At 71.0% G+C, this 14,942-nt stretch carries 10 protein-coding genes; 5 read left to right on the top strand and 5 right to left on the bottom strand.

Annotation, left to right across the window (positions count from 1 at the left end; all coding sequences use genetic code 11):
- Window positions 1-13: 13 nt before the first annotated feature.
- On the bottom strand, window positions 14-2,179 hold the full coding sequence (locus ACFV9W_RS11650; protein ID WP_385758311.1) for a DEAD/DEAH box helicase: 2,166 nt from the start codon (window positions 2,177-2,179) through the stop codon (window positions 14-16).
- A 298-nt stretch (window positions 2,180-2,477) separates the two neighbouring features.
- On the opposite strand from ACFV9W_RS11650, the gene ACFV9W_RS11645 reads away from it, so the two are divergent.
- Window positions 2,478-4,535 carry a pectinesterase family protein gene (locus ACFV9W_RS11645; RefSeq protein WP_385758308.1) on the top strand — a complete coding sequence of 686 codons (2,058 nt, stop codon included), beginning with the start codon at window positions 2,478-2,480 and terminating at the stop codon, window positions 4,533-4,535.
- A 27-nt stretch (window positions 4,536-4,562) separates the two neighbouring features.
- Here the strand turns inward: ACFV9W_RS11645 and ACFV9W_RS11640 are convergent, their stop codons facing one another.
- Window positions 4,563-6,389, bottom strand: a complete 1,827-nt coding sequence (locus ACFV9W_RS11640; RefSeq protein WP_385758305.1) for an AMP-dependent synthetase/ligase — start codon at window positions 6,387-6,389, stop codon at window positions 4,563-4,565.
- 188 nt (window positions 6,390-6,577) lie between these two features.
- Between ACFV9W_RS11640 and ACFV9W_RS11635 the strand changes: the two genes are divergently transcribed.
- Window positions 6,578-7,090 (top strand): hypothetical protein, encoded by a 513-nt coding sequence (locus tag ACFV9W_RS11635; protein ID WP_385758302.1) that lies wholly within the window; start codon window positions 6,578-6,580, stop codon window positions 7,088-7,090.
- A gap of 12 nt (window positions 7,091-7,102) precedes the next feature.
- Here ACFV9W_RS11635 and ACFV9W_RS11630 read toward each other — a convergent pair whose 3' ends face one another.
- Both ACFV9W_RS11630 and ACFV9W_RS11625 read right to left on the bottom strand, forming a co-directional pair.
- Window positions 7,103-8,569, bottom strand: coding sequence for an MFS transporter (locus ACFV9W_RS11630; protein ID WP_385758299.1), 1,467 nt, complete (start codon window positions 8,567-8,569; stop codon window positions 7,103-7,105).
- A 93-nt stretch (window positions 8,570-8,662) separates the two neighbouring features.
- Window positions 8,663-9,835 carry an epoxide hydrolase family protein gene (locus ACFV9W_RS11625; RefSeq protein ID WP_385758297.1) on the bottom strand — a complete coding sequence of 391 codons (1,173 nt, stop codon included), beginning with the start codon at window positions 9,833-9,835 and terminating at the stop codon, window positions 8,663-8,665.
- Window positions 9,836-9,916: 81 nt separating this feature from the next.
- Here ACFV9W_RS11625 and ACFV9W_RS11620 point away from each other — a divergent pair, with 81 nt between their 5' ends.
- Window positions 9,917-10,489, top strand: coding sequence for a CGNR zinc finger domain-containing protein (locus ACFV9W_RS11620; RefSeq protein WP_385758294.1), 573 nt, complete (start codon window positions 9,917-9,919; stop codon window positions 10,487-10,489).
- A 467-nt stretch (window positions 10,490-10,956) separates the two neighbouring features.
- Here ACFV9W_RS11620 and ACFV9W_RS11615 read toward each other — a convergent pair whose 3' ends face one another.
- Complete coding sequence (locus ACFV9W_RS11615; protein WP_385758291.1) at window positions 10,957-12,198, bottom strand: CynX/NimT family MFS transporter; 1,242 nt, start codon at window positions 12,196-12,198, stop codon at window positions 10,957-10,959.
- A gap of 148 nt (window positions 12,199-12,346) precedes the next feature.
- Here ACFV9W_RS11615 and ACFV9W_RS11610 point away from each other — a divergent pair, with 148 nt between their 5' ends.
- Together ACFV9W_RS11610 and ACFV9W_RS11605 are read left to right on the top strand one after the other, a co-directional pair.
- Complete coding sequence (locus tag ACFV9W_RS11610) at window positions 12,347-13,027, top strand: FadR/GntR family transcriptional regulator (RefSeq protein ID WP_385758288.1); 681 nt, start codon at window positions 12,347-12,349, stop codon at window positions 13,025-13,027.
- 145 nt (window positions 13,028-13,172) lie between these two features.
- Window positions 13,173-14,831: a cytochrome bc complex cytochrome b subunit gene (locus tag ACFV9W_RS11605; RefSeq protein ID WP_385758286.1), complete on the top strand. Its 1,659-nt coding sequence runs from the start codon at window positions 13,173-13,175 to the stop codon at window positions 14,829-14,831.
- Window positions 14,832-14,942 lie beyond the last annotated feature (111 nt).

The raw sequence follows: 14,942 nt of genomic DNA, 5'->3' as shown, positions 1-14,942 counted from the left end.
CGGGTCGATGGGGTCAGCCCTCGGCCGCCACACCCAGGCGTGCCTGTTCCTCCTCGACGATCCGGCGCGCGATCTCCGCGTCGGACACGTCGACGGCGTCCGGCGTCGCCTCGGCCATCGAGCTGCGCCGCGCGTACGCGTCGAACAGGCGGGACTTGTCGGCCAGTATCCGCACCAGGCGCTCGTCGACGCCGCCGGTGGCAAGGAGGCGGTGCACCCGCACCGATCTGACCTGGCCCATGCGGTGCGCCCGCGCCACCGCCTGGTGCTCCAGGGTCGGTTTGATCTGCGGCTCGCACAGGATCACCACGGAGGCGGCCTGGATGTTCAGCCCGACGCCGCCCGCCTGGATCTGCGACACGAGGACGGCGGGCCCGTCCGTGGCCGCGAACTCGTCGACCAGCAGCTGTCTGCGCGCGGGCGGCACGCTGCCGGTCAGCGGGCCGAACACCGGGCCGCCGACGGGTGGTTCGGTGTCCAGGGCGGTGCGGACCGCGCCGAGCACGTCGCGGAAGTTGGAGAACACGACGACCTTCTGGCCCGACTCCGCCGCCTCCTTCACCAGTTCGCGCAGCCGCTCCAGCTTGGCGGACTCCGCCGGGTGCGCGTACGCCGCCCGGCGCATCGCCATGAAGTTGCCCGACGCGACGGCCTCCCGGTAGGCGGCCTCGTCCGACGCGCTCAACTCCTCCCACTCGTCGGTGTGCTGGAGGCTCGGCAGCTCGGCGAGCACGTCGTCCTGGTTGCGCCGCAGATACACGGGAGCGACCGCCGTGCGGAAGGCGACGGAACCGGCGAGACCGTCCTCCTCGTCGAGCCGGTCCGCGAGCGGGGGATCCAGTACGCGCACGAGGCTGCGGAACTCGCCGACCCGGTTCTCCATCGGCGTACCGGTCATGAACAGGACCCGCTCGCAGTGCTCCGCCCACTCGGCGACGGCCTTCGAGCGCAGCGTCTCCGGGTTCTTCACCGCGTGCGCCTCGTCGACGACGAGCATCCCCAGCTCGCCGCCGCCGGGCGAGGGCAGCGTGCGCAGCGCGTCGTACGTGGTGACGGCGACGCCGCCGCGGCCCTTCCAGTCGGCGAAGGCCTCGCCGCGGTCCGCGCCGTGCACCGGCAGGACGCGCAGCGCGCTGCGGGCCTCGATCTCCCGCGTCCAGTTCACGAGGACGCTCGCCGGGCACACGACCATGAAGTGGCTCTGCCCCTCGGCCGCCAGGTGGGTCAGCGCGGCGATGGCCTGGATGGTCTTGCCGAGCCCCATCTCGTCGCCGAGCAGCGCGCGGCGCCGCGCGAGCGCGAAGCGGGCGCCGAACGCCTGGTAGCCGCGCAGCGACACCCGCAGCCGCGACTCGTCGAGCGCCTGCGTCCGCACCTGTTCGGCGATGTCGGCGGGCAGGAAGCCCTCTGCGGCGTCCTTGTCGGGCGCGAGCCCGGAGATCTCGCCGAGGACGCTGTAGTACTCGGCGGAGCGCACCTCGAAGTCGACCCAGGCCGCCACGTCCGTCGCGGGCCCGCGCAGCAGGTCCACCGAGGCCTGCGCGAGCAGTGGCCGGGTGCCGGCCCGCTCGGCCTCCGCGACGAGGGCCCGAACCTGTGCGGCGGCGTCGAGTGCGCGGGCCTTTTTGACGCGGCCGGCGAACAGCAGCCGCAGCCGCCCCGCCGCGGGCCGCGCCTCGTCGAGCAGCGGTCCGAGCCGCCGGGCGATGCTGCTCGCGCTGTCCACGGCGTGCCGCGCGTCGGGCCCCGCCTCCACCAGGACGTGCAGCGCCATGACCACCGCGGTCGTCCGGGGCTCCGGCTCGTCCACGTCCAGCGGCACCGCCGCGGTCTGCCGTACGCGGTCGGCGATGCGGCCCGCGGCGGCCAGCAGCTGCGTCGCGGTCTGCGGGCCCACGCCGTGGATCTGGTGGAGGCGGGCGGGCCCCGCGTCGAGGACCTGCCGCACGGTGGTCAGCCCGTCCCGCTCCACCAGGCCGACGCGGACCCGCCCGTCCGTGGCCTCCTGGAGCCGCGCCACCGGCATGGTGTCGAGGACCCGGGCCACGGACTCGTCGAGCAGCGGGGCGAGGGCGTCCCGCACGTTCTGGACGGCCCGGGCGTGGTCGTCGAGCAGGCCGCGCGCGGCCGCGTGGAGACGCGTGCCGTCGGCGACGGCGTCCCGCTCCGTGCGTCCCATGGGGCCCTGCCCTTCTCTTGGCGCGTCCGACTGCGGCCGGTTGCTGCATCTTCGCATTGGGGTGTGACAACGGGCATGGCGTGCTGCAAGGGGGTTGCGGTCCTGGGGCTCTGCCCCAGACTCCGCTGCTCAATCGCCGCAGGGGCTTGATGTGGGGGCGCTGCCCCGGGCCCTGCCGGCTCTCGTCCGACGGCGGGGCTGAAGACGACCGGCAACCTTCCCGGCCCCCGCGGCGACACCACTCCGTCACGTGCCACCCGGCACGCGTTCCCCCACCACGTACGGAGTGCATGAGCTCATGAGTGACACCCGCAGCAAACCCCGCCACCGCAGACGCCGCACCGTCCTCCTCGCGGGCGCGCCGCTCGCCGTCGTCGCCGCGGGCGCCCTCGCCTACGGTGGCGGGTTCCTCGGGGCGGACGGCGCGGACACGGCGAGCGCCGCGACGGCCGCCGCCTGGGCCGACGACACCGCCGACGACACCGCCGACGGCTTCGCCTCCGTCGACGCGCACGGGCAGAACGGCACGTACGGCGGGCGCGGCGGCGAGACCGTCACCGTGAAGACCCTGGCCGACCTGGAGAAGTACGCGACCGCGAGCAATCCCTACGTCATCGTGGTCGCGGGCGAGATCAAGATGGACCCCGTCGGCAAGGAGATCAAGGTCGCCTCCGACAAGACCATCGTCGGCGCGGGCACCGCCGGGCACATCGTCGGAGGCGGCTTCTTCCTCGGCACCGGCGTGCACAACGTCATCATCCGCAACCTGACGATCCGCGACTCCTACCAGGGGACGTGGAACGACAAGGACCACGACTTCGACGCCGTGCAGATGGACGGCGCGCACCACGTGTGGATCGACCACAACGACCTGCGCAGGATGGCCGACGGGCTCATCGACGTCCGCAAGGACTCGACGAACATCACCGTCTCCTGGAACAAGCTCAGCAACGACAACAAGGCCTTCGGCATCGGCTGGACCGAGAACGTCGTCACCGACATCACCATCCACCACAACTGGATCCGCGAGACGGAACAGCGCAACCCCTCCACCGACAACGCCGCGCACGCGCACCTCTACAACAACTACCTCCAGGACGACCCGGACACCGACATCACGTCCTCGTACGGGAACTACTCGCGGGGCAGGACGAAGATGGTCCTGGAGAACAGCTACTTCCAGGGCGTCAACAACCCCGTCATCAAGGACTCCACCGCCACCCTCGTGCAGCGCGGCAGCGTCTTCTCCGGCACCAGCGGGCGCAACGAGAGCGGCGGCAGCGCCTTCACCCCGTCGGACTTCTACGCCTACACGCTCGACAAGGCGGCGGACGTGCCGGGGAAGCTCAAGTCCGGTGTGGGGCCCAGGAGTTCGATCGGCACGACGGCGACTGCGACGACGAAGGCCGCGGCCGCGAGCACCCTCACCGTCGCCGCCGACGGCAGCGCCCAGTACAAGACGGTGCAGGCCGCCGTCGACGCCGTGCCCGCGAACAACACCGCGCGCGTGGACATCAAGGTCGCGCCCGGCACGTACCGCGGCACCGTGAACATCCCCGCGAACAAGCCGCACATCACCGTCGTCGGCACCGGTTCGAGCCGCAAGTCCACCGTGCTCGTCGAGGGGCACGCCGCCGGGTCGAGGAAGCCGGACGGATCGACGTATGGCACATCCGGCAGCGCCACCGTCACCGTCCTCGCCGCTGACACCCAGCTGCGCAACCTGAGTGTCAGCAACGACTACGACGAGTCCAAGGACACTTCCATCGCCGCGCAGGCGGTCGCCCTGCGCACCAGCGCCGACAAGGTGTTCCTCGACTCGGTCATCACCAGCGGCGACCAGGACACGCTGCTGCTCGACGGCGCGGGCAAGCGCGTCTACATGAGGAACTCGTACGTCGTCGGCAACGTCGACTTCATCTTCGGTGGCGCCACCGCCGTCATCGACCAGTCCGTGATCACGCTCAAGAAGCGCTGGGACGGCACGTCCGCCGGGTACGTCATGGCGCCGAGCACCGCCGCCGGCAAGAAGGGCCTGCTGGTCAACCGCACCACCATCAGCGGCGACGTCTCCGCCGGCTCCTTCCACCTCGGCCGCAACTGGCACGCCGGTGGCGACGCCTCCCTCGACCCGCAGGCCACTGTCCGCAACTCCACGCTGAGCGCCGCGATCAAGGCGAAGCCGTGGACGGACATGGGCGGCTTCCCGTGGAAGGACGACCGGTTCGCCGAGTACAAGAACACGGGCGACGGGGCCGGTGCGGCGAGCGCCGACCGGCCGCAGCTGAGCGACTCCCAGGCCGCGCAGCAGGAGGTCGCGGACTGGCTGGGGGACTGGACGCCCACGGCCTCCTGACGGACACCCCGTTGTGCGCGGCGCCGCTCAGCGCGTCGCGTACAGCTCCTCGACCTCCCGTGCGTACGTCTCCATGATCGCGGTCCTGCGCAGCTTCAACGAGGGAGTGAGCAGGCCCTGGGTGGCGCCGAACTCGTGCGGGAGGATGCGGAACGCTCGGATCGACTCGGCGCGCGAGACACGGGAGTTGGCCCGCCGCACCGCGCGCTGGATGTGACCGCGCAGCTCGTCGTCGGTGACGGCCTCCTCGGGGGAGCCCAGGGCGCGGCCCTTGAGGCCCTGCCAGCTGGCGAGGGCCTCCGGGTCGAGGGTGACCAGGGCAGTGACGTAGGGCCTGTTGTCGCCGATCACGACACATCCCGAGATCAGGGGATGGGCGCACAGCTCCTGTTCCAGGGTCTGCGGCGAGAGGCTCTTGCCCGCGCTCGTGATGATGATGTCCTTCTTGCGGCCCGTGATGACCAGATAGCCGTCGGGGTCGAGGTGCCCCAGGTCGCCGGTGGCGAGCCAACCGTCGCGCAGCGCCGACTCGTTGGCCTTCGGGTTGTTGTGGTAGCCGGCGAAGACGACATCGCCGGCCACCCAGATCTCCTCGTCGTCGGCTATGAACACGACGTTGCCGGGCATCGGCTTGCCGACCGTGCCGGGCCGCGGTGCGCCGGGCGGCTGGGCGGTGACCGCCGAGCTCGTCTCGGTGAGGCCGTAGCCGTTGTAGACCGGGAGGCCGCACGCCTCGAAGAACAGGGCGAGGTCGCGGGAGAGTGGCGATCCGCCCGACACCACGCTTCGCACCCGGCCGCCGAACACCGCCCGCACCTTCGCGTACACCAGGCGGTCGTAGACCTTGTGCGTCAGACGCAGCCGGGGGCCCGGCCCCGCGCCCACACCCGCGGCGTGCCGCTCCACGGCCGCCGCGTACCGGATCGCGGACCGCACGGCCCGCTCGAACAGGGCGATGTGGCCGCTCTCCTGGGCGTTGACACGTGCCTTGGCGAAGACTCGCTCGAAGATGTACGGGACCGCGTACAGGTACGTTGGCCGGAACGCGGCGAGCGCGGGCAGCAGCGCGCCGGGAGAGGCGTCCGGCTGGTGCGCGACCTTGCAGCCGCCGCGTACCGCGGTGACCACCTGGACCAGGCCGTAGCAGTGCGAGAGCGGCAGGAAGGCCAGCGTGGACGGCTGTTCACCGGGCGGGCCGAACAGCTCGCCCCAGCCCGCCAGGATGGTGTCCGCCCCGGCGGCGATATTGCGGTGGGTGGTGACGCAGCCCTTGGGCTGCCCGGTCGTGCCGGAGGTGTAGCAGATCACGGCGGGGTCCTGCGGCAACACACCGGCCCGCAGCTGGTGCACCGCGTCGGGGTGCACCGCGGCGCCCGCCTCGATCAGTGCCTGGACCCCGCCCGCCTCCAGCTCCCACAGCCGGGTCAGCTCGGTACGGGCGCCGTACGCGGCGGCCACCGTGATCGCGTTGTGCTCGTTCTCGACGACGACGCCGACCGCTTCCGTGTCCTGGAGGATCCAGCGCACCTGCTCGGTCGATGACGTGGGGTACACCGGCACCACCGTGGCGCCCAGGCTCCACAGCGCGTACGCGATCAGCGTCCACTCGTAGCGGGTACGTGACATCACGATCACCCGGTCGCCCGCGCCGACCCCGCCGGCGAGGAAGCCGCGGGCCACGGCCAACACCTCGTCACGGAACCGCGAAGTGCTGACCTCATGCGTCGGGTGACCGTCCCGGAGCAGCGAGAACTGCGGACGCCGCGGGTCCTCCAGCGCGGCGCTGAAGACCGAGTCGGCAAGTCCACCCGACTCCAACGGAGGCGCCAGGCGGGGCACTGCGAGTTGCCGCATGTGACTGCTCATCGCTCCCTCTGGTAGGCAAACCGAGTTGACGATTCAACCTGAATGCGTCGGAACGGCAAGCTACATGCAAGGGGAACTTTTCGCCCTGGGGTTGCATAACGAATCGACAGCCACCGGTGGCGCTTCGGATACGCTGCTGCTTCCCAATGGCATGTACATCTAGAGGAGCGATCTCCGTGAAGCGGCGCCCGACCCTGGCCGGACTGACGATGGTGCTGGTGGTCGCGCTCGCGGCCTGCGGCGGCGGAACGGAGAAGTCCGCGTCGGTGCACGGCGGCGGCGGATCCGCCGACAGCCGGTCCATCGAGCAGCGCGACGACAAGGTGACCGGGGTGCGCGACGGGGTGCGCCACGTGACGCGGCGGACGACCCGCGCCACCCGGCCGCACTTCGTGAAGAAGTGCGACACGGACACCCGCAAGGTCCGGCACACCAAGCGCAGCAAGGGCCGTACCAAGACCTACTACACGACGAAGAAGGTCCGTGACTGCCACAAGGTGCGCCGGGGCACCGAGAAGTACACGCGGGTCCTGCGGGCCGAACACTGGTGCGTCCGCCTCGACGACGTCGGCGGCAAGCGCACCGCCGACGACCGCTGGTACCGCGTCAACTCCACTGTCTACGGCGAGGTGAAGGGCGAGGCGGACCGGGCGAAGGTCACCGTCCGGCCGCTTCGCGAAGGCTGCTGAGCCCGCACCGGGTCACGTGGCGGCGACCTCCGGGATGCGCTCCTTGACCAGCGCGTAGAGGACGACCGCCACGGCCATCACCCCGGCCGCGGTGAACACGCCCGCGGCCCAGCTGCCGGTCATGTCGCGCAGCACACCGCTGACGACGGGGCTGGCCACCGCGCCGATCTCGGCGACCAGGTTGAACAGGCCGAACATCGAACCGCGGTCCTTCTCCTCGGCCAGGTCGCCGAGGATGCTGTGCACGATCGGCTGGAGCGCGTTGAAGAACAGGCCCGAGCAGAACAGGATCAGGCCGAGCAGCAGCAGCGAGGGGTCGCCGCTCGCGACGCTCGCGCCGAACGCCACCGCGAGCACCGTGTGCACTGCCGCGCAGATCACGGCGAGCGACTTGCGGCCCTTGCCCGCGCGCACCCGCCGGTCCGCGATCCAGCCGCCGACCGGGAAGCCGATGATGCCCGCGCCGGCATTGAACGCCGCGGTGAGGGCGGCGGCGCCCAGGCTGCTGTGCGCGGCCTCCGCGACGATCTGCACCGACCAGAACGAGAAGAACCACAGGTTCCACATCACGGCGATGAAGCCGATGTAGATCAACCAGACGTTCCGGTTGAGGAGTTGGGTGCCGCGGTCGGTGCGCACGATGCCGCGGATCACGATCGTCACCATCACCAGGAACAGCACCGCGGAGCCGATCGCGGTCAGCCAGTCCGGCCAGCTGAACTCGTCGGCGAGCAGGAAGAGTCCGACGATCGCGATCGCCGCGGGGATCGAGTAGCCGATGAGGCGCAGCGCGGGCGGACCGATCCGCAGCGGCTTGTCGCCGCGCCCCCGGAAGAACGCCCACGTCGCCCCGGCCACCAGCAGCGACACGATCCCGAAGACGTACAGCGGCATGCTCCACGCCCGGCCGCCCATGCCGAGCGTGCCGCCCCAGTCGATGAGGTGCGGGGTGGCGACGATGCCGACGGTGAGGCCGATGGACAGGCCGGACAGGACGACGCCGAGGCCGATGGTGCGGCGGGTCGCGGGCGTGTGATTGATGACCAGGACACGGTCGTTGGAGTAGAAGACGCCCTCGCCGAGCCCGGTGAGCACGCGGGCCACGACGAAGCCGATGAGCCCGCCGGTCAGGCCCGACACGAGCGTGAGCAGGCCCGCCCACAGCAGCGAGACGACGAGCATCTCGCGGTGGCCGTAGCGGTCGCCGAGCCGGCCGCCCGCGTACTGCGTGAGCATGTAGCCGGTGAAGAACATCGAGCCGATGAGCCCGCCGAGCGTCGCCGGGTTCGAGGCGTCACCGATGAATCCCGCCTTGTTCTCGATCATCCAGGCGACGACGGGCCCGGTGACCGTGCGGTCCGCGTAGCTGATCAGCCAGCCGGCGAGCAGGAAGCCCCACAAGTGGGTGTAGTGCCCCGAGAAGATCGGGCGGCCCTTGGCCTCGGTGCTGGTGCGTGGTGGAGCGGCTGAATCCGACATGGGTTCCCCTGTGCGCTGAGCGACGAGCGGCGAGAAAGCGCTTGCTAACCTCGCAGAGCCGTGCGCGCAGGTCAACGGGTAAACCGGGCCGCTTCATCGATTCGCGTCCAGCACGGCCGCGAGGCCCTCCCGCAGGTCCGCGACGAAGTACTCGGGAACCTCCAACGCCGCGAAATGTCCCCCGTTTTCGGGCTCGTTCCACCGGACGATCCGCCGGTACCGCTCCTGTGCCCAGGGGCGCGGGCACTTCTCCACGTCGCGGGGGTACGCGGTGATGGCCGTGGGCACGTCGACCCGGAGGTCGGGGTCCAGCGAGTTGTGGCTCTCGTAGTAGATGCGGGCCGCGGAGGCGCCGGTGCGCGTCAGCCAGTACAGGGTGACGTCGTCGAGGATCCGGTCCATGGGGATCCGCTCAAAGGGGCTGTCCTCGGTGTCCGTCCACTCGGCGAACTTGTCGAGGATCCAGGCGAGGAGTCCGACCGGCGAGTCGACGAGCGAGTAGCCGATGGTCTGCGGCCGTGCCGCCTGCTGCTTCGCGTACGCCGCGCGGTGCTTCCAGAAGTCGCGGGTCTCCTCGGCCCACGCGCGCTCGGTCGCGTTCAGCCCGTCCGTGGACAGGCCGGGCGGGCCCTCCGCGAACGTGGTGTGGATGCCGAGCACTTGGTCCGGGAACCTGCCGCCGAGGACCGTGGTGATGTTGCCGCCCCAGTCGCCGCCGTGGGCCAGGAACCTGTCGTAGCCGAGCCTGCCCATCAGTTCCACCCAGGCGGCCGCGATCTTCTCGGTGCCCCAGCCGGTGGTGGCCGGGCGGTCGCTGTGGCCGAAGCCCGGCAGCGAGGGGGCCACGACGTGGAACGCGGGCGCGTCCGGATCCTTCGGCTCCGCCAACTCCTCCACGACGTCGGTGAACCGGGCGACGCTGTCCGGCCAGCCGTGCGTCATGAGCAGTGGCGTGGCGTCCGCGCGCGGGGAGCGGCGGTGCAGGAAGTGGATGCCGAGGCCGTCGATGGTCGTACGGAACTGGCCGATCCGGTCGAGGCGGGCTTCAAATGACCGCCAGTCGTACTCCGTGCGCCAGTAGCGCACGACCTCGACGAGGTCGTCGAGGGGGACGCCCTGGGCCCATCGGCCGGGGCCGGGCGCGGCGCCCCGGACCGTCTCGGCCTCCGGCAGGCGCGCGGCGGCCAGGCGTGCGCGCAGCTCGTCGAGGTCGGCTTCGGTCGCGTGGGCTGTGAACGCTTGCACGTCGCTGCTCGGGCGGGGCATGAGACCTCCTGGCATCGCGGAACCGTCTAAGGCGGTTCTAGCAGCGTTCACAGCCGGGCCGCAACCGCCTAAGGTGGTTCCATGCGTGACCACTTCCCTGAATTCCGCCTCGGCAAGGTGCTGGCGACCAGCTTCACGGCGACCCTGACGGAGCGTCAGGGCGAGGCCGTGGAGCGGATTCCCACGCCGCAACGGCTCGTCGACTGGCTGGCGGTGTACGGCCTCGACGTGGACTCCTGCAGCCTCGCCCAGCTCGATCTGGCCCGGGAGCTGCGGGAGTCGATCCACGCCGTCGCGACGGCGGCCGCGAGCCGGGAGCCGCTTCCCGCGTCCGCCGTCCGGATCATCAACGACCGCAGCGTGCAGGGCCGGGCCGCGGCCGTCCTGACGCCCGAGGGTGAGCGACGGTGGCGGCTCGGCCCGGACGCCTGCGTGGAGGACGCCCTGAGCGTGATCGCCGCCGACGCGATCGACGTCGTGGCGGGCGAACGCGACGGGAAGCTGGCGCTGTGCGCGTCGCCGACCTGCCGGGCCGCCTTCTTCGACGCCAGCCAGAGCCGCACGCGTCGCTGGTGCGACATGAACACATGCGGAAACCGCCAGAAGAAGGCGCGTTTCCATGCGGGGCGGCGGGGAGGCGGCGGGCCGGCGTGAGCGCCGCCTTGCGGGCGGGGCGGCGGCGGGATGGGTGGCCTTCACCCCGGTGGGGTGAGTGGCTCTTACTTCGGGGCGGGTGAGTGACAGGTCGCCTCGGGGCGGCTGAGTGTCACCACCTCGCCCGGGGGGCGTGAGTGTCGCCTCACCCGGGAGGGATCAGCGTCACCCTGCCCGGGGGGGGGCATGAGCGTCACCTGGCTCCGGGCGGGATGGGCGTCGCCTCGTCGGTCGGGTGGTTTGCGCCGTCAGTCGGTCGGCTCGGCCCGTGGAGTGTCACCTCGCCTTGGGGCGGCGTAAGTGTGACCTGGCTCCGGGCGGGATGGGCGTCGCCTTGTCGGTCGGGTGGTTTGCGCCGTCAGTCGGTCGGCTCGGCCCGTGGAGTGTCACCTCGCCTCGGGGCGGCGTAAGTGTGACCTCCCTGCGAGGTGGGGTGAGCGCCACCTCGCCCCGCCGTGCCGGGTGGCTCACGCCTCCAGTTGGCGGGCGCGGCCCGCGCCCACCGATGCGAGGCCCATCGGTACGCACAGCACCGCGAGCATCACCAGCGGCACCGTCCAGCCGCCCGTCGCGTCGTGCAGGGCGCCGAGCAGGAACGGGCCCGCGGCGGCGAGCAGATAGCCGACGCTCTGCGCCATGCCGGACATCTCCGCCGCGCGCGCCGCGCCGGGGGAGCGCAGCACGATCACGGCGAGCGCCGTGCTGATCAGGAGCCCGCAGCCGAAGCCCTGCATCAGCATCCACGCGTACGCCCCGCCCACCGGCGCCACCAACAGGCCGAGCAAGGAGCCGAGGAGGAGCAGCGTGCCGGTGAGGCCGAGGGCGACCTGGTTGGCGGACCGGCCGACAAGCGCCGTGAAGGCGAGCGAACCCGCGATGCCCGCGAGGCTCATGACGGACAGCATCCACCCCGCCTGCGTACCGTCCATGCCCTGGCTGGTGAGCATCGCCGGGATCCACGCGGCGCACGCGTAGTACTGCAGCGACTGCAGGCCCATCAGGAGCGTGATCTTCCACGCGAGCGGGGAACGGCGCAGCGGCGTACGGGAGTCGGCGGCGCCGGGCGCCACCGCGGGCGGCGCGTCCGAGCGGCGCAACTGGGGTATCCACAGGACGAGCGCGAGCGCGGAGAGCACGGCCCACACGCCGATCGCCCCGCGCCAGCCGAGCCCGAGCGCGTCGCCGAGCGGCACGGTCACCCCCGCCGCGAGGGCGGCGCCGCAGAACAGGGCCACCGAGTACAGGCCCATCATCAGCCCCGTGCGGCGCTCGAAGTTGCGCTTGATGACACTCGGTACGAGGACGTTCGACAGGGAGATCGCCGCGCCGATGAGTACGGTTCCCGCGAAGAGGGCCGGCAGGCCGGGGGCGAGGCGGAGCGCGATGCCCGCGGTCAGCAGCGCCATCATCGCGCCGAGCGCCCGCGTCATTCCGATGCGCCGCGAGAGCTTCGCCGCGAACGGGGCGAGGAGGCCGAAACAGAGGATCGGCAGCGTGGTGAGCAGCCCCGCGAGCGAGCCGCTGAGCCCGGTGGAGCGGCGGATCGTGTCGAGCTCGGGCGAGACGGCCACGACGCCGGGCCGCAGGTTCATGGCGATGAGGAGGACACCGGCGGCGAGCAGCCCGCCGGTCGCCCCGGCCGCGGTGGCCGGGTTCGCGGAGGCGGTCGAGGTGGAGGTGGAGGCGGATGTGGGGGCACTTTGCGGCATGTCGGCCAACGTAACATCCCATGTTTCTGTCCCCTCGAGGGTCAGAGAGGGGCGTAAGTGTGCAAATGCGCGCCAATCCGGGCTGGATACCGCCGCATACATGGGATATTTTTGCCTCCGTACCCCGCACCGCGAGAAAGGCCACACCGTGCCCGCACCCACCCTGGTCCAGCGCACCATCGGCCGGATCGAGCGGAGCATCGAGAGCGGCGAGTGGGCCGTCGGCGACCGCATTCCGCCCGAAGGCCGCCTCGTGGAGGACCTCGGCGTGGGCCGCAACACCGTGCGGGAGGCCGTCCGCGCCCTGTGCCACACCGGCCTCCTGGAGGCGCGGCGCGGCGACGGGACATATGTACGCGCCGCCAGCGACCTCAACGCGGCGCTCCAGCGCCGTCTGCGCCGCGCCGAGCTGAAGCACATCCTCCAGATCCGCCTCGCCATCGAACGGGAGGCCGCGCCCGCAGCCGCGGCCCACCGCGGCGAGGCCGACCTCGCCCGGATCCTGTCCGCCCTGCTCGCCCGGCACCGCGCCGAGGAGAGCGGGGACCCGGTGGCGTACGTCGAGAAGGACGTGGAGTTCCACCGGGCCGTGGTCGCCGCGAGCGGCAATCCGCTGATGACCGAGCTGTACGAGAGCATCGTCGAATCGGTGCGCGACAGCATCGCCTCGCTGCGCCCGAGCTGGACGCCGGAACTGCCCGGCGCGAGCTCCCACGACGACCTGGCCGACGCCATCGCGCGCAGCGACCCGAAGGCGGCGGCCGAGGCCGCGTGGGCGCACACGCGGACCGTGGAGGCGGCGATGGAGCGGATGACGGACGATCAATAACCGCCTGGCGGCGGGCAATTGACCTCCACGCGGCGGGCGATTGGCCTCTCCGCGGCGGACGATTGTCCGCGCGTCGCCCTCTGTCGGTGCCGACACCGCGCGCTCTACCCTGACGGAAGCCTCAACGGCCTTGAGGGGGAGTCGCATGAGCGATGACAGTGCGCGCGCCAGGGGCGACGGACGCCGCCCCGACCCCCCGAGCTCCGGTGAACGCCTCGCCGACTGGGCGGACGGCCGGCTCGGGATCTACCAACTCGCCAAGTCCCAGATGCGCAAGGTCTTTCCTGACCACTGGTCGTTCATGCTCGGCGAGATCTGCCTCTACAGCTTCATCGTCCTCATCCTCACCGGCGTCTACCTGACCTTCTTTTTTGATCCCAGCACCCAGGAAGTCGTCTACAACGGCACCTACGTGCCCCTCAAGGGCATCCGGATGACCCAGGCGTACGAGTCGACCCTGCGCATCAGCTTCGAGGTGCGCGGCGGGCTGCTGATCCGGCAGATCCACCACTGGGCGGCGCTCGTCTTCGTCGCCGGTATGACGGTGCACATGATGCGCGTCTTCTTCACCGGCGCGTTCCGCAAGCCGCGCGAGGTCAACTGGCTGTTCGGCTGGACCCTGTTGTTCCTCGGCATCATCACGGGCCTGACCGGCTACTCGCTCCCGGACGACCTGCTGTCCGGCACCGGCCTGAAGTTCGCGCACGGCGCCGTGCTCGCGGTGCCGATCGTGGGCACGTACCTGGCGATGTTCCTGTTCGGCGGCGAGTTCCCCGGCGACGACTTCATCTCCCGGCTCTATCCGATCCACATCCTGCTGCTGCCGGGCATCATGCTGGGCCTGGTGGCGCTCCATCTGATCCTGGTCTTCTACCACAAGCACACCCAGTTCGCGGGCCCGGGACGCAGCGAGAAGAGGGTCATCGGAGCGCCCTTCTTCCCCATCTACGTGGCGAAGGCCGGTGGCTTCTTCTTCCTCGTCTTCGGCGTGCTCGCGGTCCTCGGCGCGGTGGCGACCATCAACCCGGTGTGGGCCTTCGGGCCGTACAGAACGGATCTCGTCACGACGGGCGCGCAACCGGACTGGTACCTCGGCTTCTCCGAGGGGCTGATCCGGGTCATGCCGGCCTGGGAGATCAACGCCTGGGGGTACACGCTGCAACTGGGCGTCTTCATCCCCTTCACGCTGTTCCCGCTGATCCTGTCCTTCATGGCGGTGTATCCGTTCCTGGAGGCGTGGATCACGGGAGACAAGCGCGAGCACCACACGGCGGACCGCCCGCGCAACAAGCCGGTCAGGACCGGCATCGGCGTGGCCTGGCTGGCGCTGTACGCGGTGCTGCTGATCGGCGGCGGCAACGACATCGTGGCGACGAAACTGCACCTGTCGATCAACGCCATCACCTGGTTCGTGCGCATCAGCTTCTTCCTGGCGCCCGTCCTCGCGTTCATCATCACCAAACGGATCTGTCAGGGCCTGCAGCACCGTGACCGCGAGAAGGCGTTGCACGGCCGCGAGTCCGGCACGATCAAACGGCTGTCGCACGGCGAGTTCATCGAGGTCCACGAGCCGCTGACGCGCGCGGAGCTGTACACCCTCAACCAGCACGAGCAGCCCAGGCCCTACGAGTTGGGGCCGCGGTTCGACGAGAACGGGGTGGAGCGGAAGTTCACCGTCCGCCAGCGGATGCGGGCCCGGCTCGCCAAGGCGATGTTCGGCCCCGGCACCTACGTGCCGAAGGCGACGCCCGAGGAGTACCGGGCGCTGCACGCGGGGTGGCACGAGTCGGAGCGGGTGGACTGAGCGGGAGGGGCCGGTCCGTCCGTGGACCGGCCCCCTGCCGTCAGCTGCTGAGCCGCGCTCAGAACGACCAGCTGTTGATTGCTTGTGCTTGAAACTCCTTGCGCGCGTGCA

Source organism: Streptomyces sp. NPDC059897, from assembly GCF_042730865.1.
Taxonomy (GTDB): domain Bacteria; phylum Actinomycetota; class Actinomycetes; order Streptomycetales; family Streptomycetaceae; genus Streptomyces.
The sequence above is the reverse complement of the archived record's forward strand: the minus strand, read 5'-3'. Positions and strand labels throughout refer to the sequence as shown.

Coding starts and splice junctions, on each gene's coding strand:
- ACFV9W_RS11615 (WP_385758291.1), bottom strand. CDS start 12,198: ATGCCGCAAAGTGCCCCCACATCCGCCTCCACCTCCACCTCGACCGCC.
- ACFV9W_RS11620 (WP_385758294.1), top strand. CDS start 9,917: ATGCGTGACCACTTCCCTGAATTCCGCCTCGGCAAGGTGCTGGCGACC.
- ACFV9W_RS11605 (WP_385758286.1), top strand. CDS start 13,173: ATGAGCGATGACAGTGCGCGCGCCAGGGGCGACGGACGCCGCCCCGAC.
- ACFV9W_RS11650 (WP_385758311.1), bottom strand. CDS start 2,179: ATGGGACGCACGGAGCGGGACGCCGTCGCCGACGGCACGCGTCTCCAC.
- ACFV9W_RS11630 (WP_385758299.1), bottom strand. CDS start 8,569: ATGTCGGATTCAGCCGCTCCACCACGCACCAGCACCGAGGCCAAGGGC.
- ACFV9W_RS11640 (WP_385758305.1), bottom strand. CDS start 6,389: ATGCGGCAACTCGCAGTGCCCCGCCTGGCGCCTCCGTTGGAGTCGGGT.
- ACFV9W_RS11645 (WP_385758308.1), top strand. CDS start 2,478: ATGAGTGACACCCGCAGCAAACCCCGCCACCGCAGACGCCGCACCGTC.
- ACFV9W_RS11625 (WP_385758297.1), bottom strand. CDS start 9,835: ATGCCCCGCCCGAGCAGCGACGTGCAAGCGTTCACAGCCCACGCGACC.